Annotated in this window: 18 protein-coding genes; 10 read left to right on the plus strand and 8 right to left on the minus strand. The window is 66.0% G+C overall.

Annotation, left to right across the window (positions count from 1 at the left end; translation table 11 throughout):
* The 4 genes from AC1DMN_RS12000 to AC1DMN_RS12015 form a co-directional block, all read left to right on the plus strand.
* Positions 1-2815: restriction endonuclease (locus AC1DMN_RS12000; RefSeq protein ID WP_477384292.1), on the plus strand; the 2815-nt coding region annotated here is incomplete at its 5' end.
* Entirely contained in the window at positions 2812-4827 is a 2016-nt protein-coding gene (locus AC1DMN_RS12005) for an AAA family ATPase (RefSeq protein WP_477230598.1), read from the plus strand. The genes AC1DMN_RS12000 and AC1DMN_RS12005, both read left to right, overlap by 4 nt.
* Positions 4811-7381 (plus strand): AAA family ATPase, encoded by a 2571-nt coding sequence (locus tag AC1DMN_RS12010; protein ID WP_477230597.1) that lies wholly within the window; start codon positions 4811-4813, stop codon positions 7379-7381. The genes AC1DMN_RS12005 and AC1DMN_RS12010 overlap by 17 nt, the downstream gene beginning before the upstream one ends.
* Positions 7341-8231 (plus strand): GIY-YIG nuclease family protein, encoded by an 891-nt coding sequence (locus AC1DMN_RS12015; RefSeq protein WP_477230596.1) that lies wholly within the window; start codon positions 7341-7343, stop codon positions 8229-8231. The genes AC1DMN_RS12010 and AC1DMN_RS12015 overlap by 41 nt, the downstream gene beginning before the upstream one ends.
* 79 nt (positions 8232-8310) lie before the next feature.
* Here AC1DMN_RS12015 and AC1DMN_RS12020 read toward each other — a convergent pair whose 3' ends face one another.
* Positions 8311-8496 carry a helix-turn-helix domain-containing protein gene (locus AC1DMN_RS12020; protein ID WP_477230595.1) on the minus strand — a complete coding sequence of 62 codons (186 nt, stop codon included), beginning with the start codon at positions 8494-8496 and terminating at the stop codon, positions 8311-8313.
* 708 nt (positions 8497-9204) lie between these two features.
* On the opposite strand from AC1DMN_RS12020, the gene AC1DMN_RS12025 reads away from it, so the two are divergent.
* Positions 9205-9819, plus strand: coding sequence for a TetR family transcriptional regulator (locus AC1DMN_RS12025; protein ID WP_477230594.1), 615 nt, complete (start codon positions 9205-9207; stop codon positions 9817-9819).
* Positions 9820-9842: 23 nt separating this feature from the next.
* Here the strand turns inward: AC1DMN_RS12025 and AC1DMN_RS12030 are convergent, their stop codons facing one another.
* The 3 genes from AC1DMN_RS12030 to AC1DMN_RS12040 all read right to left on the minus strand — a co-directional run bounded on the left by AC1DMN_RS12030 (position 9843) and on the right by AC1DMN_RS12040 (position 14303).
* Positions 9843-10943, minus strand: coding sequence for a hypothetical protein (locus AC1DMN_RS12030; RefSeq protein ID WP_477230593.1), 1101 nt, complete (start codon positions 10941-10943; stop codon positions 9843-9845).
* A gap of 47 nt (positions 10944-10990) precedes the next feature.
* On the minus strand, positions 10991-13807 hold the full coding sequence (locus tag AC1DMN_RS12035) for a hypothetical protein (protein ID WP_477230592.1): 2817 nt from the start codon (positions 13805-13807) through the stop codon (positions 10991-10993).
* A gap of 118 nt (positions 13808-13925) precedes the next feature.
* The gene (locus AC1DMN_RS12040; protein ID WP_477230591.1) at positions 13926-14303 is read right to left on the minus strand and encodes an MmcQ/YjbR family DNA-binding protein; all 378 of its coding nucleotides are present in this window, start codon (positions 14301-14303) and stop codon (positions 13926-13928) included.
* A gap of 160 nt (positions 14304-14463) precedes the next feature.
* Between AC1DMN_RS12040 and AC1DMN_RS12045 the strand changes: the two genes are divergently transcribed.
* From AC1DMN_RS12045 to AC1DMN_RS12055, 3 genes are all read left to right on the plus strand, one after another.
* On the plus strand, positions 14464-14895 hold the full coding sequence (locus AC1DMN_RS12045; protein WP_441976121.1) for an SRPBCC domain-containing protein: 432 nt from the start codon (positions 14464-14466) through the stop codon (positions 14893-14895).
* A gap of 142 nt (positions 14896-15037) precedes the next feature.
* Positions 15038-16753, plus strand: coding sequence for an amino acid permease (locus tag AC1DMN_RS12050; protein WP_477384294.1), 1716 nt, complete (start codon positions 15038-15040; stop codon positions 16751-16753).
* 1 nt (position 16754) lies between these two features.
* Positions 16755-17582, plus strand: coding sequence for a glutamate ABC transporter substrate-binding protein (locus tag AC1DMN_RS12055; RefSeq protein WP_477384296.1), 828 nt, complete (start codon positions 16755-16757; stop codon positions 17580-17582).
* A 58-nt stretch (positions 17583-17640) separates the two neighbouring features.
* Here the strand turns inward: AC1DMN_RS12055 and AC1DMN_RS12060 are convergent, their stop codons facing one another.
* Complete coding sequence (locus AC1DMN_RS12060; protein ID WP_441976123.1) at positions 17641-19527, minus strand: bifunctional metallophosphatase/5'-nucleotidase; 1887 nt, start codon at positions 19525-19527, stop codon at positions 17641-17643.
* A 244-nt stretch (positions 19528-19771) separates the two neighbouring features.
* Here AC1DMN_RS12060 and AC1DMN_RS12065 point away from each other — a divergent pair, with 244 nt between their 5' ends.
* Together AC1DMN_RS12065 and AC1DMN_RS12070 are read left to right on the plus strand one after the other, a co-directional pair.
* The gene (locus tag AC1DMN_RS12065; protein ID WP_440732003.1) at positions 19772-20182 is read left to right on the plus strand and encodes a DUF4383 domain-containing protein; all 411 of its coding nucleotides are present in this window, start codon (positions 19772-19774) and stop codon (positions 20180-20182) included.
* Positions 20183-20189: 7 nt separating this feature from the next.
* Positions 20190-20720 carry a hypothetical protein gene (locus tag AC1DMN_RS12070; RefSeq protein WP_441976124.1) on the plus strand — a complete coding sequence of 177 codons (531 nt, stop codon included), beginning with the start codon at positions 20190-20192 and terminating at the stop codon, positions 20718-20720.
* Between the two features lie 70 nt (positions 20721-20790).
* On the opposite strand, the gene AC1DMN_RS12075 is transcribed toward AC1DMN_RS12070, so the two are convergent.
* The 3 genes from AC1DMN_RS12075 to AC1DMN_RS12085 form a co-directional block, all read right to left on the minus strand.
* Positions 20791-21840 carry a M23 family metallopeptidase gene (locus AC1DMN_RS12075; protein WP_477384298.1) on the minus strand — a complete coding sequence of 350 codons (1050 nt, stop codon included), beginning with the start codon at positions 21838-21840 and terminating at the stop codon, positions 20791-20793.
* Between the two features lie 110 nt (positions 21841-21950).
* Complete coding sequence (locus tag AC1DMN_RS12080; RefSeq protein WP_477384300.1) at positions 21951-24488, minus strand: bifunctional lysylphosphatidylglycerol flippase/synthetase MprF; 2538 nt, start codon at positions 24486-24488, stop codon at positions 21951-21953.
* 107 nt (positions 24489-24595) lie between these two features.
* Positions 24596-25072, minus strand: a complete 477-nt coding sequence (locus tag AC1DMN_RS12085; RefSeq protein WP_440731999.1) for an Lrp/AsnC family transcriptional regulator — start codon at positions 25070-25072, stop codon at positions 24596-24598.
* Between the last annotated feature and the right edge of the window lie 44 nt (positions 25073-25116).

Consider the following 25116-nt stretch of genomic DNA (forward strand, 5'->3'; position numbering starts at 1 on the left):
TCTCGATCTCGACCTCACTCAGGAGGTCGGCGCAGTCGGTAACAAGCTTGTGCTCGACCAGGAGACGGTCTTCGCGAACCTCCAGCGCGTTCAGGACCGCAACGGTCTCGAGGTGGCGTCGAAGCTCTTCGACAACGCACTTGATTTCGACATCGAGATGGAGACGGGCACCGGCAAGACATATGTCTATCTCCGCACGGTCTTCGAACTGGCCCGGGATTACAGCTTCACCAAGTTCGTGATTCTCGTGCCGAGCGTGGCCGTCCGGGAGGGTGTTGCCACCAGCATCCGCCTCATGCGCGGCCACTTCGGTGACCTCTACCCGGGGCAGCCCTTCGACTTCTCCGTCTACAGCGGCAAGAACGCGGAGGAGGTGCAGTCCTTCGCGACCTCGACCAATATTCAGATCCTGGTTATGACGATCGATGCGATCCGTGGCACGGCCAACACGCGCATCATCCACCAGGCGAAGGACAAGCTGAATGGCCTGCGCCCGATCGACTATCTCAAGGCCACGCATCCGGTCGTCATCATGGATGAGCCCCAGAACATGGAGTCGCTCCTGTCGCAGTCTGCTGTTGGCGAGCTGGATCCTGTAGTGACGCTTCGCTACAGCGCGACGCACAAGAAGCAGCGCAACGTCGTGTACCGACTCGACCCCGTGGACGCGCACGACCTCGGACTCGTCAAACAGATCGTGGTGGCCGACGTCCAGCAGATGGGCGCGGACGCTACTCCCTACATCAAGCTCGTCGAAGTCAAACGTGAGCCGACTTGGTCGGCGCGTCTGGAGCTGTCGTGCCGCAAGGCTGACAACTCGTTCGAGCGACGCGTCGTCACCGTCAAACCGCAGCAGGAACTCTCCGATGAGCGCATCAGCGGCAACCCGATCTACGAAGGCTGGTTCCTCGGCGACCTGAATCTCGAGCCGGCCTACGCCGACATCCACCCGCACGGCTTCCTTGAGGAGGGGGAGAGCATCGGCGACTCTACAGGAGCGATCTACAAGGAAATGATCCGCGAGACCATCCGCGAGCATCTCCGCAAGGAAGCCATGCTCCGGCCACGAAATATCAAGGTGTTGAGCCTCTTCTTCGTCGATAAGGTCGCCAGCTACATGGGCGACGGCACCAACAACGAGACCGCCAACGGCGAGTTTGCGCGGTGGTTCGACGAGGTCTTTATCGAAGAGCGCGCCAAGCTCGCGCGCTACCAGGAGCTATTGCCGCAGGAGCCCTCGGCGCTGCGCCGTGCCTACTTCTCGCAGATCAAGCGCGGCAAGGTCACGGTGGCTCAGGACAGCTCCGGTTCGACCAAGGCCGACGACGACGCCTACGAGCTGATCATGCAAGACAAGGAGCGACTGCTCGACGAGGCCACGGACGTCCGCTTCATCTTCAGCCACTCCGCCCTTCGAGAGGGGTGGGACAACCCCAACGTCTTCCAAATCTGCACGCTGCGCGAGATGGGCGCTGAGACGGAACGCCGCCAGACGATCGGTCGCGGACTTCGCCTGCCTGTGACCAAGACTGCGGACGGCTACGTGCGCGTCGCCGACCAGGGCATTGCGACACTGACGGTCGTGGCGAACGAGTCGTACACATCGTTCGCGAAGAGCCTTCAGAATGAATACAAGGCCGCTGGGGTCGAGATCGGCGAGGTGCGGAAGAGCGAGTTCTCAAAGATCCCACTCCAGGACGAGTCGGGCTCTCTGACTGACGATCTCTTCGGCTTCCAGCGTTCTCTTGCCGTGTGGGAGCACCTCGAAGCCAAAGGCTTCATCACGAGCGGCAAGGTCACCAGCAAGTTCCAGCCGAACACGCTCGGATTCACGCTGTCGCTACCCGAAGAGTTCGAGCCGTATGAGACCGAGATCTGCGCGCTCATCCAGCGGGCGCACATCGGCACCTACGTCAAGCCGATCAGCAAGCGCGAGTCCCGCACCCTCAACAAGCAGCTTTACGCCACGCCCGAGTTCGAGGAGTTCTGGCACGCGATCAGCGGCCGCACCACGTACMGCGTGAGTGTCGACCGCGAGAAGATCGTCGAACGCGCCGTCGAGGCGATCCGCACGGCACCAAGGATCGACCCCCTCCGGATTCAGGTCACGCGCGCGGGTGTCAAGGTGCTGCGTGGTGGCGCGAAGGGCGAAGAACTCGGAACACGCTCCGCGGAGCTGAAAGGCAGCTACGACCTGCCCGATATCATCGCCGAGCTTCAAACCGCCACGTCGCTAACGAGGACGACGATCGTCGACATTCTGCTGAGGAGCGAACGCCTGCAGGAGTTCATCGGTAACCCGAACGATTACATCGCAATGGCGAAGCATCTCATCAAGGCGGAGCTGGCGAAGATCGTGGTTGACGGGATCCAGTACGAGAAGATTGCGGGCTCGGTGTACGAGCTGCGGGAGCTGCAGCGCGACGGTGAGGAGGAGAAGGACCGCTTCCTCGACCACATGTACAAGGTGCAGAATGCTCAGAAGACGGACTTCGATTACGTCGTGTTCGATTCAGATGTCGAGCGCCAGTTCGCCGAGCTCCTCGATGGTCGTGAAGACATCAAGCTTTTCATGAAGCTGCCGGCCAAGTTCAAGATCGATACCCCGGTCGGGCCGTACAACCCGGACTGGGCGATCGTGAAGCACGAAGATGGCCAGGACCGCGTCTACATGATCCGAGAGACGAAGAGCACGCTCGACGACTCGAAGCTGCGACCGAGCGAGCTCGCAAAGATCAAATCGGCGAAGCGGCACTTCGAGGCGATCGGCATCGAGGACTACTCCCGCGCTGTACCAGGGAGCTGGAACCTATGAGGCTCGTCAAGGCAGAGATCAGCGGGTTCGGAAGGCTCGCTGCAGGAAAGATCAACCTTGATAACAAGGTGCTTGCAATCGTCGGGCCGAACGAGGCTGGTAAGACGACACTCTTGAAGGCGCTGGCGTACATCGACAACGGTCTGACGCTTACGCCGGCCGAGCGCTCCCGTGGACTCGATATCCCCGACAGCCATACGGTCGTTCGCGTACAGTACATCCTCGACCCAAAGGTGGACCTCCGAGTCGTTGAGGGCTTTGCGCTCGAAGAAGCGCCGATGTCGATCTGGCTGTCACGCAGGGCAGTCGGTCCGGCCGAGCCCGAAGTTGCGGTTATCCCGACGCCCAGGAAGGCGGTAGCGCCCCTCTCCGGGGCTATCGTGGCACTGCGCAAGCTTGCGGTTCGCCGAACCTATGCCACGCTCGAGTATGTCGTGCCCGAACCCGACGAGAACGGCGAGGTTCCCTCAGCCGAAGAAGAGCGGCTGTCGCTTCGCGCCACGGTCGAAGACTGGCTGAGCACCTTTCTCGACGAGACCATGGCTGGGCGAGAAGTTGAAGCGGCGACAACCTACAGTCAGGAACTGCGCGCCACGGTCGATCTCCTCACGCGGTACGAACTCGCGGGAGAACTCGTGGGCGTCCTGCGGGCCATTCTCGCCTGGCTCGACCAGGAAGATCCGGGCCCGGCTGTTGCTCGCGCTCTTTACGAGATCACTCCGAACATCGAGTTCTTCAGCGAACCAGATCGGGCGCTTGCCTCGACCTATGCCATCTCGGCAGAACTGCTCGCCGACGTGCCACCAGCCCTCAATAACCTCGCGGTGATGGCCGAGCTGGACCTGCCTGCCCTATGGCGCGCCATGTCGACTGGGGACGAAGGCGAACGCGAGACGCTGATACTAGAGGCCAACAAGACGCTCGCGGCGAAGTTCGCTGTTGCCTGGAAGCAGTCCAATATCACTGTTGTRCTCAAGACCGAGCAAACGACGCTGTTCGTCCGGATCCAACAGGATGGGAAGCGGATTACGCAGTTCATCGAACGGAGCGCTGGCCTCCAGATGTTCGTCGCTCTCGTGGCGTTTCTCGCTGTCCGCGGCGAAACGGAGCCGCCAATCTTGCTCATCGATGAGGCCGAAACTCACCTGCATATCGATGCACAAGCAGACCTCGTCAATACGTTCATGACGCAGCGGCAGGCGGCCAAGATCATTTACACGACGCACTCACCTGCCTGCCTTCCGCCTGACCTCGGGTCCAACATCCGCGCCGTCGTACCCGATCCGGCGGATGAGAGCCGAAGCCGCATCGAAGGTAGCTTTTGGCATGGTGCTGCAGGATTCTCGCCGCTCATGCTCGCAATGGGCGCCGGAGCCGCAGCATTCTCCGCCGCTCGGTTTGTCGTACTCGGAGAAGGAGCATCAGAGATGCTCATGCTCCCATCGCTGATCAAGTCCGCGATCGGTGCGTCGGACCTCGAGTACCAGGTCGCGCCCGGCCTATCGGAGTCGCCGACAGCGATGTACCCGGAGCTCGATCTGGAGGGCGCACGAGTGGTGTTGCTCGTGGATGGAGACCAAGGAGGGAAGGATCGACGCGCTGCACTCATCGCTGGCGGCGTGCCTGAGGGGCGTATTGCAGAACTCGGTGCGTTGACTCTCGAGAATCTCCTGGATCCTGCACTGTATCTCGAGACCATCCGGGTCTTGCTCGGTGAATGCAATCCGGGGACAACCATTCCCGAGCTTCCCAGTTTGGTCGACCCGATCGTCGAGGTCTGGCCGAACGAGCTTGAGCGATGGGCTGAACAGCACCTACTCAAGATGCCCGGCAAGAGGGTCGTCGCGAGCCGCCTCGTTGAGGAAAGGCGTGCTCAGCCCAGCGCGTATGGTGCCCTAATCCTCCGGGAGCTTCACGAAGAGCTCGAACGCATTTTGAAGCCTGACGTCGCGTCGGCAGGCTCGCTTGTAGATCAGGTAGACAGCGAGGGGCTGCATGCAGACGGAGACTGATAACCAGACGGAGCTTAGGACTGAAGATCCTCGGTCGGTCCTTGCTCGATGGGCGAACAACGGCGATGAGTGGGTTCGACATCTCGTCGGGCGGGTACTCGCTACGGGCAAGGCGGTGTCCGAAGCTGACGCTGCCTACGCGGTCGAACTCTTCCGGCAAACCAAGGGGCTCGCCAAGCGAACGCTCCCTCCAGAGCCCGAGCTCGCGGTTGAAGAAGTTGCCGATGACGCCGAAGCGCCGCTGTCGATTACCCGGCTGAGCGGCGTGACGGGCGTGAACGCGCTGGTTCCTGGCGCGGTCATCGAGCCGCACGAGGGGCTCACAATTCTCTACGGTGAGAACGGAACCGGGAAGACCGGCTACTCGCGTATCTTCAAAGCGCTCGCAGGGAGTCGTACTGCGGACGAGATCCTCGGAAACGTCACTGGCGGTGAAGACTCGCCCATCGCCGCCGCTCTCGAGTACACCGTCGGTGACGCGACCGCCGAGTTGGCGTGGACTGGCGATTTCAGCGTTACTCCCTTCACGCGCATGTCGATCTTCGACAGCCCGGCTGTCAACTTCCATGTCGACGACGATCTCGACTACGTCTACGTCCCGACGGTGCTTTCGCTTTTCAATCACGTCGCGGCAGGGATTCGACAGGTGCAACAGCACTTCGACGAGTACCGCAAGGAGCTCACAAAGTCGGCTCCCTCGCTCCTTGCCCGGTTTCCGAAGGACGACGTTGTCTACCCGGAAATCGAGGCCCTAGGAGCGTCGACTGATCTCGGGGGCCTCAAGATCCACGTCGTGACTGGACCAGACACCGAGCAGCAAGTCGAGGAGCTTCAGACGACGATCGGCGCTCTTCAGTCGAACTCGCTCAGCATCACACTCGGCAATTTCCAGCGGCAGCAACGCGTACTTGCGCAGGCCGCCGAGGTTCAGGAGCGGCTCGCAGCGTTTGATGGTCACGCCTACAACGCCTCGCTCGCCAAGCTTGCGGAGCTCAAAGCGGATCGTGAGTCCTTCCGGACAACGTTCTTCGCAGAGGCTGATCTCCCCGCTGAACCGGACGACACCTGGGAAGGATTCATCGCCGATGGCGCCGAGTACGCGAAGTACCTCGTTGAGATCGATTCCCACGATGATTCACGATGCCTGTACTGCCGCCAGCCGCTTGACGATGCCGCGCGGGCGCTGGTCACTAAATACTCCGACTTCCTGCTCGACAAGCTCGGCCAGGACATCAAGACCGAACAGCAGACTGTCGCCACGCTCGCACGTCCCTTGGCCGGCGCGCAGGCGGATGAGCTGCGCGCCTACATCAAGGAGCTCACCGAGCAGGAGGAGCGGCCCGCGTTCTTCGGTCGAATTGACGCAATTGATGCTGCGTTCACCCTTGCCGAAGCCGCTATCAAGTCTTCGTCAGCGGTCGAGCTGACGCCCCTCGCCGCGGTCGACCCGCTCGTCGAGCCTCTCGACGCTGACGTCGCGACCGTTGATGCTGCGGTAACGACTACCCAGAGGCAAGTGACGAATCGCGAGAGCACGCTGCGTGAAAAGAAGAAGGAACTCCTCGATCTGCATGTCGGAGTGGAGCTCGGGAAATCGTGGGCAGAGATCGAGGCGGCAGTTGGTCGCGCGAAAGAGGCCGACAAACTTGGCTTGCTGACGAAGCGCGTCCCTCCCGTACTTCGTGCCCTGACTGACCTGGCCAAGAACGCGAGCGATCAGCTCGTCAACGAGAGCTTCGATGCACTCTTTAACGAAGAGTGCGAAGCGCTCCGGGCACCCATCCTCAAGGTGGAGTTCATCGGACGTCAAGGCAAGGCACAGCGTCGCAAGGTTCTCAGCGGGAAGCACCGTCCTTCCAAGGTGCTCTCCGAAGGGGAACAGAAGGTGCTCGCGATGGCGGACTTCCTCGCGGAAGCGCGTCTGAGCGGAATTAGCGCCCCTGTGATCTTCGACAACCCTGTTTCCAGCCTTGACCACCGCCGGATCGATGAAGTCGCGGATCGCGTCGCACGGCTGGCAGATCAAACGCAGGTCATTGTTTTCACGCACGACGTGCTCTTCGCCGCGGCGCTGATTGCTCGTTTCGAGAAGTCGAAGCGTTGTCGTTTCTACCAGATCAGCGATGAAGGTGGCAAAGGAAAAGTCACGCCCGCCAGCGGGCCGAGATGGGACAGCATTAACGAACTTGCGAAGAAGGTCAACGTCACCATCGAGACGGCACGAAAGGATGAGGGTGACGCACGCGACGCCCTCATCCGGACTGGTTACGGGTGGCTCCGATCATGGTGCGAAGTCTTCACCGAGATGGAGCTCCTCAAGGGCGTAACGCAGCGCTACCAACCGAACGTGCGCATGACCACGCTCACCGACATCAACGTCGCCGAACTTCCAGGCGCGATAGAGACGGTCACACGACTTTTCGAAGATGCGTGCAGATACATCGACTCGCACTCGCAGCCGCTGGCCGCGCTGGGCGTGACGCCTACACTCGCGGACCTCGAACGCGACTGGGATGAACTCAAGGCAGTTCGACAAAAGTACGCAAAAAAATGAACCAAGTGCGGCGACGAAATGGAAAGCGGGAATCCCCTTGACGCTGACTCTTGGCCCGATCTTGGTCGATGCGAGGATCGACGTCCCCGGCGCTTTGGTAGTCCGCCACGCCTATGTCCAGGAGCATGAGGACAACGGCTCTCCTGGCATTCACGCCGACTCCACTGACGCTGAGATTCTCGAGTACACAAGGCATCAGTCGGCGAATCCGCGGAACTTCCCGGCGGTTCCTCCCCGGTTCTGGGTCGTCTTCATCCGCGAGGGCGGCGAACAGGCGCGCCTCTGGTCGGTCATGGAGAACCAGGGCGAGCTAGTGAACGATGGCGTCCGACGTGTCTTCGACCTTGTTGAAACCGATCACATGGCGGATCTTCGACGACGCCTTGTGATCGGGTGGAGCTCTCCGCGCCGATGGTGGATGTACGGAGCTTCGGCTGCGAAGTATCCCGTTGTTGGCATCGCCGATGCAGAGCCCATCCCGTTCCCGGGCTTCGATCGACTTGTCCTCACCTATGCCCGGCTCCAGGCCGTGATGCGTGAGCACCGCTATGCGTCGTGGCGTACCGCGCTCTCGTCGGTCATCGGAATCTACCTGATCACGGATACCCGCGACGGGCGTCACTACGTTGGCAAGGCGGACGGCGCCGAGAACATTCGCCAGCGTTGGGACGCCTACGCCGCGAACGGGCACGGTGGCAATGTCGAGCTGCGCGGCCTCGACCCATCAACTTTTCGGTACTCACTGCTTCGTGTCTTCGACCCATCGACGCCCACGTCCGCGATTGATGCAGCGGAGAGCCACTTCAAGGTTGCGCTGGATACGCGGAGGCACGGGCTCAACCGAAACTAGGCCTATTCGTCGCCCGCCTGAGTGCGGAGGTGCCGCACTCACGACGGGATCCCTGAGCGAACGAGATGCGTGTTCGACGTCATGACTTGGTCTTCCGTCGCGGCGCACTCGCCCGCATCTTCGTGCCGACCCGGTGAAGCGTGCGGGATACCGCACCGTGAGACAGACCGTGATTCTTCTCAATGTCGCGCATCGTGGCACCGGCTTCATACTCCTTCGCGATGCGCTGAGCCTCCGCGTCGGTGACGGTGCGCTTCTTAACCACGACGTGTTCTCGCGTAGTAGACGTGTGACCGCTGACGGTGCGACCTTGTACTTTTCGGCGAGGGATCGGGCGCTTTCGCCCTCCTGGTAGCGACGGACGATGTCCGCGATCTTCCTCGGCCCGAGGCGCTCAGGCAGCGGATGCGGACGATAGATCGTTCGAACGCTAGGTTCGGTGTCTCTGTTGCTGGCCTGGGCGAGGTCCCGAAGTTCCTCGAGGCTGAGCCCTGTTCGCCAATGGTTCGAACAGAGATCGATTGCGCCAGCCAACAGAGAAGGCCCGGAAACACTGAGGAAAATCAGTGGTCCGGGCCTCTGTCGTTCCCGGCGGGGAGAGCACATCCTCGCTCACCGGTCGCCTCTCATCCCGTCGGCAGGGATAGCCATCGTCCTCGTTAGTTGGACCGCTGACTTAGTATGGTTAGGATCTTCGTGAGCTCGCCCGCAAGCGACTCGGGATGATCGGAGTGGCGGTGAGCGCGGGAAGGTCGCCTGGGGCATGTGGCGGCCGTGCCGGCGCTGAGCGGCAGGGGGGGTGTTGCCGCGCCGCCCGGAGTTCCCGTACCGATCGGGCGGTACGGGAACTCCTCCGCACGCGAGCGCGCGGCACGGGTCGCGTCATGCCGGTGATCACGGCATATCCGTGACAGGAACCTACGATGTACTGGGTTCGGCACACGGCCGACAACGGAGTGGCCCGGGAGGCGCGATGGAGGCGAAGGCCGCGAAGCGGGCCAATGGTGTGGAGACGCAGCGAGCCCTGCTCGTGGCGGCCGGCGCGGTGTTCTCGCGGATGGCGTACGCGGAGGCTCGACTGAAGGACATCGCTGAAGAAGCGGGCATCAGCCAGGGGTCTCTGTACTTCCACTTCGGGAACAAGGATGACGTGGCGCGCGCTGTTCTCACTGTTCAGCAGGAGCGCATGGCCCAGGTGCTCGCCGACGTGCAGGCCCGTCCGGGATCCGGTCTGGACAGCATCCTGGGGCTGTTCGAGGGCCTCGCCGAACTGATCGCGATGGATGAGCTCGTGCAGGCGGGGATCCGCCTCTCGATGCAGCCCGCGACGGGGTTGGAGGTCGACTCCAGCACGCCCTACACGGCATGGGTCGATATCGCGGCTGCCGTCGTGCGCGACGGGGTCGCGGACGGGTCGATGTCAGCCGATCTCGAGGTGCGTGCGACGGCCGAGCTGTTGAACGAGATCTTCGTCGGTGCGCAGGTCCTCTCCGGGCTCGAGGACAAATGGGCCTCCCTGCCGCGTCGTGTCGCCGCGGCGCAGGCGGGAATACGGATGCTGCTCACGTCACCGCATCGATCGGCGTGATCGTTCGCGATGGTTGAGTCGGGTCACGGCACGGTGGGAACCGTGCAGGTCAGCCCCGGTTGATACACGCCGTAGCCGCGGCCCTCAGGATCCATCGACATGCCCACGTAGTTCTTGTAGAACGCGACGTGCGCGGTGAAACCGGTGTGCACGTGCATCATGTCCGTCGGATCGTCGTACTCGGCGTAGGTGCCGAGCAGCGCCGCGCGGACGGGCTTGCCGGTCGCTGTCGCGAGCTGGGCGGCGAAGGCCGACGCGTTGGCCGCGCAGAACACGTACTTGAGGAACTTGAACTTCGTCGTGATCGTGGAGCGCGACGGGAACGGCGTCTTCAGGATCGGCAGCAGGAAACCCTCGATGTAGTCGACGTCCTCCTTCACGACCCGATCGAGCGTCAGTACGGTGTTGTCGCCGGTGCCGCTCGTCGCGTAGCCCTTGGCGCCCTCCATCGCCCACATCGCGTGGTGGATCACCCGCGGGAACGCACAGCCCCAGAGCCAGGAGAAGCCGTCCGTCGCGAACGCCGCTTGGAACAGCGTGAGCGCGGCGGCGTCCTGGGTCGGCGCGACGAAGTCGTACTCGCCCCGGGAGTCCTTGTCGTTCGGATCCCGCTGCGTCGGGCCGAGCGTGGCCGTGATCGTGGTCGGGGCGCCCCCCGTGGACGGCACGGGGATGATCGGGGCACGGTCGTTGAAGCTGTTGACGAGGATGAGGCCGCCCATCCAGCCATGACCGAAGAAGCTCACCTCCTGCAGCGTGCCGGGCGCGTTCTGGCCGATGTCGCGGATCGCGGCGTACAGATCGGTGATCGACATCACGCTGAACTGGCCCGGCTTGAACCCGGTGCGGCTCACCCCGGCGGAGTCGGTGAACGTGCCGATGCTGGAGCGGCCGACGGCCCCGAACGTCGCCACCACGCTCGAGGTCTCGGTCTTCGTTCCGCCCGGATACGTCACGTCGATGCGGGTGACCTGGCCGGCGCGGACGTCCATCATGAGGAATCGCAGATCCGCCTTCCCGGTGTTCTGCCGTGTCAGATACTTGCGGCGGTTCGTCGCCAGCACCTGGAAGTCCACCCCCTGGAACTCCCAGTCCACGCCGGCCATGATGATGTGGTTGCGCATGCTCGGCCTCCTGCCGGTCACTACGAAGCGTCGTCGTCCAGACGGATCTAGTTCGCCGGCTGCCAGTCCTCTCCGACCTTGGTCCAGGTCGGGAGCGCGTCGTCCGCGCGCAGCTTGGCGAGGGTCGTGGGGAGCCGCACGAGCCACGGGTCGCCGACCGGCACCTCGTCGCCGGGCGCTCCGGTGGCCTCCTGGATCTCCTTGACGATCGGCACGTACAGCGAGCTGGAGATGTCGGGCGCGGGTCCGCCGTTCCAGATCTCGCCGGTCTCCAGGTAGTGCACGACCGCGGCCTCGAAGCCGGGACGGACCGGGAAGACCACGCGACCGGCGCCCGCTCTCAGGAAGTCGGCGAACTCGGTGTCGACGTCGTCGAGCAGCATCCGGTGCGACCAGGCGGGCTTCCAGCCCCAGAAGTACGGGTAGAAGAAGTAGACGATGTGCTCCCACTCGAAGGCCTGCTCGAAGAAGCGCACGTACGGCATCTGCTGCTCGCTGCGCGGCAGATCCGGCTGCGGGTAGCCCTCGATGGAGGTCTGCAGCGCGCCGAACGCGTCGAACTGCTGCGCGGTCAGCAGGGTGAGGCACTGCTTGCGCAGCTCCGTCGTCACGATCCTCGAGTTCCACATCGGGTTGCGGCCGGAGATGACCACGCCGGCGGCGGCCGCCGCCTCGTCGAGCTGCGACTGGTAGGCCTGCTGCTTCGCGAGGTATCCCTGGGTGAGCGCGGCGTGCGTCTTCAGCTGCCAGGCCGTCATCGCGCGGGCGGTGCGCTCGCAGAAGATCTCCACGGTCGCCGCGAAGTCGCGCAGCTTCCAGCCATAGGTGGCCACCGACACCGCGCCGACCTCGCCGGCCATGTCGACGTAGGTCGCGTCGGCGAACACGTTGAGCGCGTTGTTCCCGATGAGCAGATACCAGGCCGCCCCCGAGTAGGTGTTCCATGCGGCCGTCCACAGGGCGTACTTGGCCTGATAGCCGTCGTCGATCGCGATGTCGGCCGACTTGCTGAACTCGTACGGATCCTGCGGAACCGTGCCGTCGAACGCCTTGCTGAACGTCTTCACCGGCGGGGGAGGAGCTTCGATTCCGGTGACGTCGTATTGATGCGCCCAGAACGCGTAATTGCCTTCCGTGACCTGGGTCGGGGTGAGCGTGAACGGCACCGGTGCGGTGAAGGTCTGTCCCTCGAGTTTGCCCTTGGTCTGCGCGACGACGAAGGCGGTGCCAGGCTCGGGCAGCGTGACGTCGAAGAGCATCCGCTTGCCGTAGTTGTAGACCTGCGCCTGCAGCACCTTGTCCACCCACTGGTACACGCCCGAGATGTTGCCGGTGCCCTTCGTGTTGTCGAAGCCGTGCGAATAGCGCTCCTCGAACTCGTTCAGCGTGGTGGTGGTGCGTCGCTCGAGCACGCGGTCGACGACCTTGCTGACGGAGCGAGCGACGACGTCCTTGCTGAATTCCGATGCCTGCTTGGTCGACTCCTCCGACGAGTGGTTCGTGGCGAAGTCGGCGTTGGCCTTCACCTCCACGAACGGGCCGTACTTCGCGTCCACGGACAGGCCCGCCTTGAACTGGGTGTCGTCCTTGATCGTGGAACTGGTCTCACGGCTGAGAGAGAACCGATCGGTCGACTGCGTGTCGCGCTCCTCCTCCTTCGTCGTCTCCTGCTCGGTGAGGATCGTGGTCTCGGTACGTTCGAGACGCCGTGTCTCGCGGTCGAGGTGCTCGGACTTCAGCACGTTCTCCACATGTGCGAGCTCGCCGCCCTCGTAGCGCAGGACATGCTCCTTGACGAGCAGCAGGTCGCCCACGCCGACGGGGCGGATGGATCCGTGCCCGGTGGGCATGCCGGTCGCGGGGTCGCCCACGAGATCGGATGCTCCCGGGGTCTGCACCAGGGCGCTGCCCACGAGCGAGACGGCGGAGACCGCGGAGATCGGCACGGTGAGCGACGTCAGCAGAGATCCTCGTGCCTCGTCCAGCGTCCGCAGCATGACGGGCAGCGGGGTGGCGGCGACGTCGAGCGTGAGCCCCCGCAGGGTGCTGCGCACCGCGGCGGGCAGCTTCTGGACGGTGGACGTGTCGAGGACCCAGGGGATCCCAGGGGTGACGGATCCGGAGTTCTCCGTCTCGGTGCGTGCAGCGCTCGTGCGCGCTGCGCCGCCGGCGTCGCCCGCCGCCCGCGCGGTGCGGGTCCGCGCCTGCGGCGCCTCGGAGCGGGTCTGGGCGGCGAAGCCGGAGGCGGAGAGCCCGCCCAGCGCGGCGATCGCGCGGTCCAGACGGTCGATCTCGGCGCGGATCCTGCCCTCGTCCGGGCCGGTGGGCCTCGGCCCTGGGTCCGTCGACGGCGGCTCGGATGCTAGCCTGTCCGCCTTCGGCAGGCTCGCTGGCATGACGAGCGGGCGCACGGCGATCTCGGGGTCGCCGTCTGCCGTCCGGGCGATGACGTCGAGACCCTGCGCGACCGTCGCGAGACCGCGCGCATCGGTGCCCGAGGAGTCGGAGAGCGCCTTCGCGGCGATCAGCGTGTCCTCGACGCGCTGATGGTACGCGGCGAAGTCCCCTCCCGACACCACCGCCGTCGATGCGCGTCCGGTCGCCGCCAGGATCACCGCCTCCGCGTCGGCGTTCGACATACGCGATACCCCGAGTGCGGCCGCGACGGCGCGGGCCGCGATGCCCAGCGGGTCCTCGGTGACCGTACGCACCGCGACGTCGGACTGGAGGAACGCCTTCGCCGATCGTCGGAGGGCGGGCGCGCCGTCGCCGATGTCGACTGCTCGCGCGTCGAGCGTGTGCACATCGGTCGTGGCGGGCAGATCCGCCGGACGCATCACCATGAAGCGGAACAGCTCGTTCATCCTGATCACCCTGATTCTCGTCGTGCTGGGATCCAGCGATGACAAGGAGCACGCGGCGCCGCTCCTGATACAGGACTCGTCCTCCGCGCGGCGATCGAGGTTGCGGCCGGCCTCTGGTTCACACCCTCCCGAAGACCTCAGGATCCACTGGGCGCTGCGCCCGCGGGAGCTTCGCGACCACGAGACGGTAGGCCTCGGTGACGAGCTCCTCGACGAGGCCCCGCTCGAGGCTGCCGTCGGCGCGCAGCGTGATCCAGTGCCGCTTGTTCATGTGGTAGCCGGGGATGATCGCGGGATACGTGGCACGCAGGGCCTCGGCGTCCTCCGGCGCGGACTTGAGAGTCACGCCCGTGCGGGTGGACGGMGAGAGCGCCATGAACATCAGTCCKCGCACGCGGAAGACGTCGACCTCGGGCCCGAACGGCTGGTCCACGGTGACGCCGGGAAGCTCCTCGGCACGCGCCTGCACCCAGTCCTGCATGTCGTCGCCTGTCATGCGCTGAGCCCTCTCGTCCGCAGGATCCGAGCCCGGATCCTTGCACCCATCATGCCGCGTGCGGGAGACGCCGAGCCGGAGTCGGTTCGCGCTGCGCCCCTGTACGCGCCGCGGATTTCGGCGGATCATGGGGCGAGGGCCGAACGAACGGGAGTCGAGCATGTCCGAGGACCAGGTCGCCACGTCGAGCATCATGATCGATGCGTCCCCCGACCGCGTGTGGGAGGTGCTGACGGATCCGGACGCGGTCCGAGAGTTCATGTTCGGGACGACGGTCGTCACGGACTGGACGGTCGGGGCGCCGATCCGCTGGCAGGGGGAGTGGGAGGGGCGCGCCTATGAGGACAAGGGCGTGATCCTGGAGGCCGAGCCGGGGCGGCGTCTCGTCTGCACGCACTTCAGCCCTCTCACGGGGAAGCCCGACATCCCGGAGAACTACCACACGCTGACCTGGACGATCGCGGGGGACGGCCCGGTCGAGTTCACGCTGAGTCAGGACAACAACCCCGATGAGGCGGCCGCCCTGCACTCGAAGAGGATGTGGGACAGCCTCGTGCGTGCGATGAAGGACATCGCCGAGCGGCAGGGCTGAGCACCGGAACCGGAACGCGCCGGGGATCCGTTGCCCTCGGTCCAGAAAACGTGCCATCCTCGGTACCACGTCAGCACCGATGCTCCGAGCCGTCCTGCGACCCGCCCCACCGGTGACCACGGGTGAACGACAGGGGGATCGCATGTCGCAGACCGATGCCGGGAGTCTCACGCACGCCGAAGACCACGGCGCGGAGCACGATGCGGAGCAGGCCGGGTACAAGAAGAGCCTGAACCGCCGACAGGTGCAGATGATCGCGATCGGCGGTGCGATCGGCACGGGCCTGTTCCTGGGATCCGCTTCCCGGCTGCACAGCAACGGCCCCGCCCTCGTGCTCAGTTACGCGTTCGTGGGCGTGATCGCCTACTTCCTCATGCGCGCGCTCGGCGAGCTCGTGCTGTACCGCACCACCTCCGGCGCCTTCGTGTCGTGGATGCGCGAGTTCTTCGGCGAGAAGGCGGCGTACTACACGGGCTGGATGTACTGGACGAACTGGGCGCTCACCGGCATCGCCGAGCTCAGCGCCGTCGGCCTGTACATCCAGTACTGGTGGCCGCAGATGCCCACCTGGGCCACGGTGCTCATCGCGCTCGCCGTGGTGCTCGTGGTCAACCTGCTCTCCGCGAAGGCGTTCGGCGAGTTCGAGTTCTGGGCCTCCGTGCTCAAGGTCACCGCGATCATCGTCTTCCTCGTCGTCGGGATCGTCGTGGTGGCGTTCAGCTTCGACGTCGGAGGGCATCGCGCGGGGATCCAGAACCTCTGGTCCAACCCCGGCGGATTCTGGCCCTCGGGTGACGGCTTCGCCTGGTACGGACCGATCATCGTGATGTCGGGCGTCGTCTTCGCGTACGCCGCTATCGAGATGGTCGGCATCGCGGCGGGCGAGATGGAGGATCCGAAGCGCGAGGTGCCGAAGGCCGTGAACGCGGTCATCGTCCGTATCGGCGTCTTCTACTGCGGCGCGCTGCTGCTGCTGGTCTGCATCCTGCCGACGAGCGAGTTCACTCCGGGCATCAGCCCGTTCGTGACCGTGTTCGGGCGGATGGGCATCCCCTGGATGGCCAACGTGATCCAGGCGATCCTCATCGTCGCGGCGATGTCGTCGCTGAACTCGGGGCTGTACACGACCGGGCGGGTGCTGCGCAGCCTCGGCATGGCGAAGCAGGCTCCGGGCTTCACGCTGAAGATGAGCCAGTCCGGCGTCCCCTGGGCGGGGATCGTGATGACGGCCGTCGTCTACGTGTTCGGATCCATCCTGAACGCGGTGAGCCCCGATGCTTTCGAGATCGCGCTGGAGGCGGCCTCGATCGCGGTGGTGTTCACCTGGGGCACGATCTTCATCTGTCAGTTGCGTCTGCGAAGACTCAGCGACAGGGGAGTGCTGCCGGCGAGCACGTTCCGCGCACCGGGCACTCCGTGGACGAGTTACCTGGGCCTCGCGTTCCTCGTGTTCGTGATCGTCGGCATGGCGATCTCGGGGTGGCAGGCCTCCCCGTACTTCTGGCACAAGACCGGCTTCGTCGTGGTCGTCGTGGGGATCCCCGTGCTGCTCGTGATCTTCGAGCTCGGCTGGCTGATCGTAAAGGGGAAGGTCGCCGCGCACACCGACGGGCGGATGCTCAGCAAATGGACTGACAGCGGTCTGCGCTATCCGCCTCGGGAGCCCGGCCCGCGCACCGAGTCGATCGCCGCCCTCGGCACCGTGCAGTTCGACGTGCACGACCGGGATGAGGACCACGAGGACGAGGGCATCGATATCGGKCCSRTCGAGRTCGAGATGCACGAGTGGGACAACCTCGAGGAGCCGGACAAGAACCCGCATGATGGCGGCTCGGACAAGAGCGAAGGGGGACGGTGACATGCGCCGTCTCAGCCTCGTCGCGGCAGGCCTCGTCGCGGTGTCGGCGGTGCTCGTCGCCGGCTGTTCCTCCGCGACCCCGCAGAACACCGGGGACAACAGCGCGACCGGATCCGRCTCCCTCACGATCGGCATTGCGGACGACCTCCCCGGCGTGAGCCTGAAGACGGACTCCGGGTATGCGGGATTCGACGTCGACACCGCGAACTACGTCGCCGGCAAGCTCGGCGTACCGACGAAGAACATCACCTGGCAGCGCATCGATCAGGACGAGCGGGTGAGCGCACTGACCTCGGGCAAGGTCGATCTGGTGGTCTCGACGTTCTCGATCACCCCCGACCGGGAGAAGGAGATCGCGTTCGCGGGCCCGTACTTCGTGGCGCATCAGGATCTGCTCATCCGTCGCAATGACGACACCATCACCGGTCCGGAGACCCTCGACGGCAAGAAGGTCTGCGCGGCCGCGGGGACGACCTCGATCGACTACCTCACCGCGCATTACCGCGGGAAGATCACGGTGGTGAAGGTGCCGTCCTGGTCGGAGTGCGTGCGCGACCTCGCGGCGGGCACCGTCGATGCGGTGTCGACGGATGACCTCATCCTCGCCGGCTTCGCGACACTGCCCGAATACAAGGGCGTGCTGCGCGTGATCGGCAAGGGCTTCACGGATGAGAGCTACGGGGTCGGCCTGAAGCAGGGCGACGACCGGCTCGACACCGTGCGCACCGCGCTCAAGGACTACATCTCGTCCGGGGCATGGAAGAAGTCGCTCGACGCGAACATCGCCCCGTCCGGCTACGCGATCCCCGCGCCGCCCACTGTGAAGTAGAGGTGGCACGGCGACGCCCCTCCGCCCCGGGACCGGGACGGAGGGGCGTCGTGAGCGCTCAGAAGACCGGGGTCCCCGCGCGCGTGAGCTGCCAGTTCACGACGTGGAAGTCCTTCGGGTCGATCGTGCCGGCCGCCGAGGCGTACGCCACGATGGCCTCGCGGATCGCGACCTGCGCGTTGTAGACGACCGGGGCCGTCGCGATGTGCGGGAAGCCGCCGCCGCCCGACTGGCGGTAGTTGTTAACTGCGACCACGAACTTCTGCGCCGGATCGACGGGCGCGCCGTTCCAGGAGAGGTTCTGGATCCGGGATCCCTGTGGCTGCGCGATGTCGACGTCGTATGCCACGCCCGAGAACTGGTCGTAGTTGTAGTCGGGCGTGTTCAGCGCGTTGGTCCAGCTCGCCGGATCCACGGGGGCGCCGGGGGCCACCTGCTGGAAGTACTTCGCGGAGTACTCCAGGTAGTCCTTGATCTCCGCACCCGTGAGCACCGAGGCCATGAGCGTGTTGTCGTAGATGTACAGGCCAGCGACGTCGCGGATCGTGACCTCCCCGGCGGGGAATGTCGCCTGCCGGTTGAAGGGAGCGGCGATCGACACGACCGGCAGCGCGGCCTCGGGCGTGCCGGCGATCGCCTTCGTCACGGTGTCGACCTGCACCCTGTTGACGTAGTCGAGGATCGCGGTGTCCTTCCAGCAGGACTCCGCGGCGGAGAGCTCCTCGGTCGAGGTCGCGACCGGCTTGTTCACATAGGCGACCACGGCGTCGTGCTGCGCCTGGATGAGCGCGACGACGGCAGGATCGTCCTGAACCGTGTTCGTATTGACGTTCGTGGCCTTCTTCGAGACGACGGTCCACTGTCCCTTGACCTGCTGCAGCTCGATGTCGAAGACGCTCAGGCGCTGGCCCCAGCACATCGGCTCGCTGAGCACGACCTGCTGTCCCGTGGTCGCGTTGGTCACGAACCGCTGCGGGATGTCCTTGTGCGCGTGGCCGAACAGGATCGCGTCGACACCCGGCACCTGCTCAGCGATCAGTGCCGCGGCGTTCTCGTTGGGCAGCGCGTCGCCGTATGACGAGGTGCCGCTGTCGCCGGAGTGCACGCTCACGACGAGCACGTCGACGCCCTGGTCGCGGATCACGGGCACCCAGCGCTTCGCGGTCTCGACGATGTCCAGCACCTCGAGCTTGCCGCTCACGTTTGCCTTGTCCCAGATGACGATTCCCGGGTTGGTCAGACCGAGCACGCCGACCCGGATCGGCTTGGCGCCCTTCGGGTGCAACGTCTTGATCGTGTAGGGCGTGTACGCGGGCACGGTGGTTCCCGCGTGCACGGCGTTCGCGCCGAGCACGGGCGCATTCATCTGCGAGATCCACGTGTCGAGGAAGTCGAGGCCGTAGTTGAACTCGTGGTTGCCCAGGGCCACCGCGTCGTAGCCGATCGCGTTCATCTGCGCGGCCATGGGGTGGATCGCGCCGCTCGTGGTGATCGGGTCGATGGTCGCGTAGTAGAAGCCCAGCGGGGTGCCCTGGATGGTGTCGCCGGCGTCGAAGAGCAGCGTGCGGTCCCGCCCGCGATCGGCGCGGATCTGGTTGACGACGCTGGAGACGCGGGACAGGCCGACGACGTTGCCGGCCTTGTCGGTGTACGCCGCGTCCTTGTAGTAGTCCCAGTTGACCGCATGCGAGTGGATGTCGGAGGAGCCCATGATCGTGATGGTCACGGACTTGCCGACACCGCCTGCAGCCGCGGACGCCGAATCGGAGCTGGTGGCGACCCAGCCGGCCGCCGCGAGGGCGCTCGCCGCGGAGACGCCGGTCAGGAATCCGCGCCGGCTCAGCCCTGAGCGTCGCTCCTGCTCGATGTCATCGGGGACGGCGCAGGAGCACCACCGGGGCTGCGGGGCGTCGGCGTGGCGGTGGAGATGTGTTTCATCTGTCATGAGGACCGATGCAACCATGCCCGGGTGACGACGACAACAACGCGCGCGTTAACAATCTCCCATTGCGCGTACGAGCGGATCCGGTTTCGCGGCGTGCTCAAGCGAGCGGCGATCGGCGTGCGGACGCGGCTCCCGCGGTTTCCGCCCCGTCGTCGGTCCGCACGCTCCGAAGACGGTCCCATCCGATCCGCAGACGGCTCCGAACAGAGGGTGAGCGGCACCGTGCCGCACTCGAGGAGGAGCAATGCGTTCGTCACCGAACCGTCTGATCGCCGTCATCTTCGGCGCCGTCTACATCGTCGTCGGAGCACTCGGCTTCGCCGTGACCGGAGGAGTGTCCTTCCTGGCGACCCAGGGAGGAATGCTGCTCGGGATCTTCATGGTCAACCCGCTGCACAACGTCGCCCACCTGCTCATCGGCGCCGCACTGCTCGCTGCGGGCCTCGCGTCCACGCGTGCGGCGAAGGGCGTCAACACCGTCGTGGGGGCGGCATACCTGCTGCTCGGCATCGTCGGTTTCTTCCTCGTGGGGACCGCGGCGAACATCCTCGCGCTGAACACGTTCGATCACTTCCTGCACCTCGCGAGCGCGCTGCTGCTGCTCGCGGTCGGGCTGGGCGTCGAACGCGGCGCGTCCCGCGAGGCGATGGCCTGAGGTCGTCGTGCTGCGCAGCTGGCCCGCGCTCCTCGCCTGGGGCGCGGGTCTGATCCACCTGGCGATCGGGGCCGCGGTCGCCCGCGCATACGGCGATGGGAACGCCATCATGCTGCTGGCGCCGATGCTCGTGGTCGGAGCCGCGGAGATCGCCTGGGGTGTCGCCGTGCTCCGTGCCGGGCGGATCCGCGGGGGAAGAGCCGCAGCGGTCGGCGCGATCATCGCGGTGCTGATGGGGGCTGTCGCCCTCGTCGGAGGGGCACCGGTGATCGCGGTGGGGACCTCGTCTGCGCTGGCCATCGCTTCGGGAGCGATGGCGGCGCGGATGCGGGAAGCGGGGGTGGCCCGGACCGGCAAGGGGGAGGATCCGGTCCGGACATCCCGGTCGCGGGCGGCGGGGGTAGCTGTGGGGGCCCTCCTCGTCGCTGCGCTCGCGATGCCGGGCTTGGCGCAGACCGATGCCGCGACGAACGGGGATCCGCACGATCATGGGGTCGGTGCAGATCTGCCGCTCGTCGATCCGCACGCGCACCACTGAGCCACGGCCCGGGGTGCAGACGAGAAGAGGCCCCCGCCGGAGCGGGCGCCTCTTCGCGTGCGACGTCGGATCAGAAGACGTTGGACTGGAGCCACGCGAGCGGGTCGATGGCGCTGTCGTTGATGTGCACCTCGAAGTGCAGGCAGGATCCGACCGTCCAGCCGGTGTCGCCGACCCGGCCGATGAACTGACCCGCGGTGACGCACTCGCCGGCCTGGACCGCACGGCTGCCGTAGGTCATGTGCCCGTAGAGCGTGGAGACGGCGTTGCTGCCGCTCAGGGACGGGTGCGCGATCTCGACCGTCACGCCGTAGCCCTGGTAGCTCTCGGACGAGAGCGTGACGCAGCCGTCGGCCACGGCGTAGATGGGGGTGCCGATGCCGGCGGCGAAGTCCTGGCCCATGTGGCTGCGCCCGGTGCGGGCCGCGCCGAAGCCATCGGTCAACGTGTACGAGCCGGCGGCCATCGGGTAGATGACCTGACCGGGCTTGGCGATCGAGGCGACGCCGGTGCGCTCGGCGGCGGCGGTCGCCGCCTGCATCGCGCTGAGCTCGGAGGGCGTGGTCGCCGTGAACGTGCCATGCACCTGCACATCGGGAAGCACATCGCCTGCGGCCGTGAACGACTGTGCGCGGATGTCGGCGGATGCGCTGTTGGCAGGCTTGGCGTCACCCGCATGCACCATGCCGAGGGCGGGCAGCGCGGTGCCGACGACGAGCGCCGAGATCGCGAGGGCGGCGCCGGTGCTGCGCCCGATGTTCTTGGCGCCACGGCGGGGACGCTTGCCGGCTGGGACGATGTGCGCGGGGGCCGCGGAGCGGGTCGCCGGCTCGGGGGCCTGCGGAGGTGCGGGCACGCGCGCCTGGGGCGCAGTCGGGTCGAACAGCGGCTGCGGGGCCGGCTCGGYCGGGGCGCTCGAGGTGCCGGCGGGTGCAGAGATCTGCGCGGACGTGGTCGCCTGTGCGGCGGCCTCCCTCATCTCCCGGCGCGAACGGGGCGCGGTGGTGCCGACGGTCGCGGACGGGGCTTCTGTCGTGCGGGCAGAGGGGTGCGCGGTTTCGGGGGCTCGCGAACTGATGATGTGCTCCTCGGGCAGCGGAGGGTGTGACGTCTCCGCCATCGGGGGGAACGGAGGGGTGTTACAACTCCGTAATAATACGGATCGTTCCTGAGAGTTCCATACATTGGCCGTCAAACGCCGTCTCGGCGTGGCGCGATCGGAGCACGTCGTCAGCGCCCGCCGCCGCGGTTGGTGAKGGTCTGCRCGAGCGCCAGRTACTCCTTCGGCGTGGCCTCSGGRAGGTAGGCCTCGCCGATCGCGAGTCCGATGGCCGCGAGCTTGGCCGGATCCGCATAGGCCATGTAGATGGTCTCGTAGCGCGGGTTGAACTTGCTCTTGAACCGGAACAGCGACGTGAACCCGTAGGCGGGCTCGAGCATCTCTCCGAGCCAGCCGAGCAGGCGGGTCATGATGGTCGGATCCGGGGCCTGCTCGCCGGGCTTGGTGGCCAGCGGTGCACCGGACAGGCTGAGTGTCTGTGCGCCCTGCTCCTTCATATGCAGGGCCGCCGAGGCGATGATGAACTCCATGATGCCGGGCATGGATCCGTCGCTGCGGCGCATGAAGTCGATGGTCCAGCCGGTGACCTTCCCGTCCGTCCAGCTCGGCAGCCAGCTCGTGGTGGCCTCGATCCCGCCGTCCTTGTTGAGGGCGAGGAAGATGCCGACATCGGAGTCCTTGAGCTCCTCCATGCCGCCGAGGGTGAAGCCCATCTCSGGSAGCTTCTTGTGSGCGACCCACTCCTCRCTGACSGCGGTGATCTCYCKSGARTARCGGGTCGGCAGGTCGTKCCACGTCGACCASAGCGTSGTGATGCCCTCGCGTTCGCCGCGGTTCAGCGGCTGGCGCACCTTCTGCCACGCCTTGCCGGCGAGCTCGAAGCCCGGCAGGTCGATCACGGTCTCCTCGCCGACGGACATGTACTGCCAGCCGAAGGACTGGAAGATCGGCAGGTAGCGCTCGTGGAAGCTGTAGAAGCACGCCGACCAGCCCTGGGACTCGCAGTAGGCGATGAAGGCCTCGACGGTCTCACGCTCGGCTCCCTCGGCGCACACCGGATCCGACACCGTCAGGGCGACCTTGCGGATGACGCGGTATGCGACGGCACCCCGACCGTCGGCGGTGAACCAGTAGCTGTTGCCGGCCCAGGTGCCCATGAATCCGAGGGTGCCGCCGCCCCCTTCGCGCAGCAGCGCTCGGAACCGCGCCTCCTCGACGACGGCGCGGTCCACCTGGGTGGCGCGGAACAGCCGCACGCTGGCGACGATGAAGACGATCCAGAACGGCACGCCCACCCACTGGTAGACGAACAGCGCTGCGCCGTCGATCGGTATCCCTGCATCGGAGATGGCGGGTAGCAGCCCGCTGGAGACGAAGGGACGCACCATGTCGGCGAGCAGCTCGCCCACCGACGGCTGGCCGTCCAGGTAGTTGTCGCCGTCGATCAGCCCGATGGCGAGATAGAGCCCGGCGAACACAGCGAACGCACCGACCACGGTGAGGATGAAGTGTCGCACGGCGGCGGGAGGCGCGGCGACGCGGAAGTGCCGCCGGGTGAACAGCAGCAGGGCGATCACGCCGATCGGGACGAGGACGGCCAGGACCATCGCGATCCCGTCCTCGATGAGCAGGGCGCCGCGGAGCTTGTCGTCGAGCAGGTCGTTGATGCCCACCGACGTGGCCGTCAGCAGGGCGATCACGGCGTTGACCGCCAGCGCCATGATCCACGCGGCGCGGCGGCCCGTGCGCAGCCCCCAGGCGGCGACCAGCGTGAGCACCAGTGGGACGAGGCTCACCAGGAACGGCCCTGGGCCCGAGTTGAGGATCGCGTCGGCCTGGCGCACGCAGTCGGCGGTGAAGTCATCGACGCAGGACTTGGGCATGGTGGCGGCCTCGATCGGGGAGAATCCCGAGACCACGAGCCCGAGCGGCGAGTACCAGGCGCCCGAGATCAGCACGATGAACGGCCCGAGTCCCGTGGCGCCGACAATGGCCGCGACCAGGGTGCGCACCTCGCGATGGGAGCTGCGATGCCAGGTCGGCCGTATCGCGCCGCGCGCCAGCACGAGGCCGAGGAGCAGCCCGAGCGCCCCGGAGATGAGCCGGAACACGCTGTCGCTGTCCGCGGCGTACAGCGCGAACATCATCAGCAGAGTGAAGCCGACGACGCGGATGCGGCGCTGCCACAGCGCCGGGGCGAGGGCGCTCGCCGCCATCAGCATGCCGACGGTGCCGATCGTCGGATCCGCAACGGCGTCGTAGCTGGCGAGCAGGCCCCATTGCGAGCCCCACGAGACCAGCAGCCACTGGCCGCCCAGGCCGATGACCATCGCGAGGACGCCGGTCAAGAAGAAGGTCCACGCGGCGCGGACGCTGCCGAGCTTGCGCTCCGCGTACGCGCCGGCGGTCAGGATCAGCAGGATCGCGAGCACCCCGCCGATCACCGAGTCTCCGAACAGCAGCGCGGTGAGCGGGGTCCACCAGTCGCCGTCCTCGATCGTGGTGCTCACCGATGCGGCGAACTCCTGCGGGAACCGTCCGAGGAACGTCCCCGTGACGAATCCGGCGGCCAGCACGACCAGGGCCAGCGCCGCGCTGAACGGATTGCGCAGCAGATACGTCAGCACAGCGCGGATCCAGCGCGGCGTCTCGCGCGGTGCAGACGGGGGAGCGATGGTGCCGGCGGGGGCGTTGTCAGAGGCGGTCATACGCTGCTCTCTCTGCGATGATCGCGCGGTTCGTGCCGGATCCGCGCGGTGGCGGGCGGCCACCCCTTCAGAGTGCCCAACCTCCGCGACGTTGTACAGCCGGGCTGTCAGCGCGGCGCGGCGAGCCCCGAGCCGTCGCGGCGTTCGAACACGAGCTGCGTCTCGGTGGCGCGGACGACGTCGTGCACCGTGATGCGCTCCAGCACGATGTCGCGGAGCGCGGCCGCATCGGCGACGGCGACGTGCACGAGGAAGTCGTCGGCACCCGCGATGTGGAACACCTGCAGCACGCCCTCGGTCGTCTCCAGTGCGTCGAACAGCGCCTCCACACCGGTCTTGCTGTGGTTGCCCAGCCGCACCCGGATCACGGCCTGCACCGGGCGGCCGAGCGCGGCAGGATCCAGTTGCAGGCGCAGCCCGAGGATCACACCCCGCGTGCGCAACGAGCGCAGCCGGAATGCACAGGTGGAGGCGGGGATCCCCAGCGCGGCCGCGAGCTGCTTGATCGGGGCGTCGGGGTGCTCGGACAGGGCGGCGAGTATGCGCAGATCGAGGCCGTCGACGCCGTGCTGCTCCGTGCTCAAGATCCACTCCTCGTATCGCCCGTTTGTTGTGTTGAACACAAGAC

The sequence above is a fragment of the Microbacterium sp. 01T413_2 genome (assembly GCF_056398985.1).

Coding starts and splice junctions, on each gene's coding strand:
- AC1DMN_RS12060 (WP_441976123.1), bottom strand. CDS start 19,527: ATGACAGATGAAACACATCTCCACCGCCACGCCGACGCCCCGCAGCCC.
- AC1DMN_RS12045 (WP_441976121.1), top strand. CDS start 14,464: ATGTCCGAGGACCAGGTCGCCACGTCGAGCATCATGATCGATGCGTCC.
- AC1DMN_RS12035 (WP_477230592.1), bottom strand. CDS start 13,807: ATGAACGAGCTGTTCCGCTTCATGGTGATGCGTCCGGCGGATCTGCCC.
- AC1DMN_RS12015 (WP_477230596.1), top strand. CDS start 7,341: ATGAACTCAAGGCAGTTCGACAAAAGTACGCAAAAAAATGAACCAAGT.
- AC1DMN_RS12065 (WP_440732003.1), top strand. CDS start 19,772: ATGCGTTCGTCACCGAACCGTCTGATCGCCGTCATCTTCGGCGCCGTC.
- AC1DMN_RS12030 (WP_477230593.1), bottom strand. CDS start 10,943: ATGCGCAACCACATCATCATGGCCGGCGTGGACTGGGAGTTCCAGGGG.
- AC1DMN_RS12010 (WP_477230597.1), top strand. CDS start 4,811: ATGCAGACGGAGACTGATAACCAGACGGAGCTTAGGACTGAAGATCCT.
- AC1DMN_RS12025 (WP_477230594.1), top strand. CDS start 9,205: ATGGAGGCGAAGGCCGCGAAGCGGGCCAATGGTGTGGAGACGCAGCGA.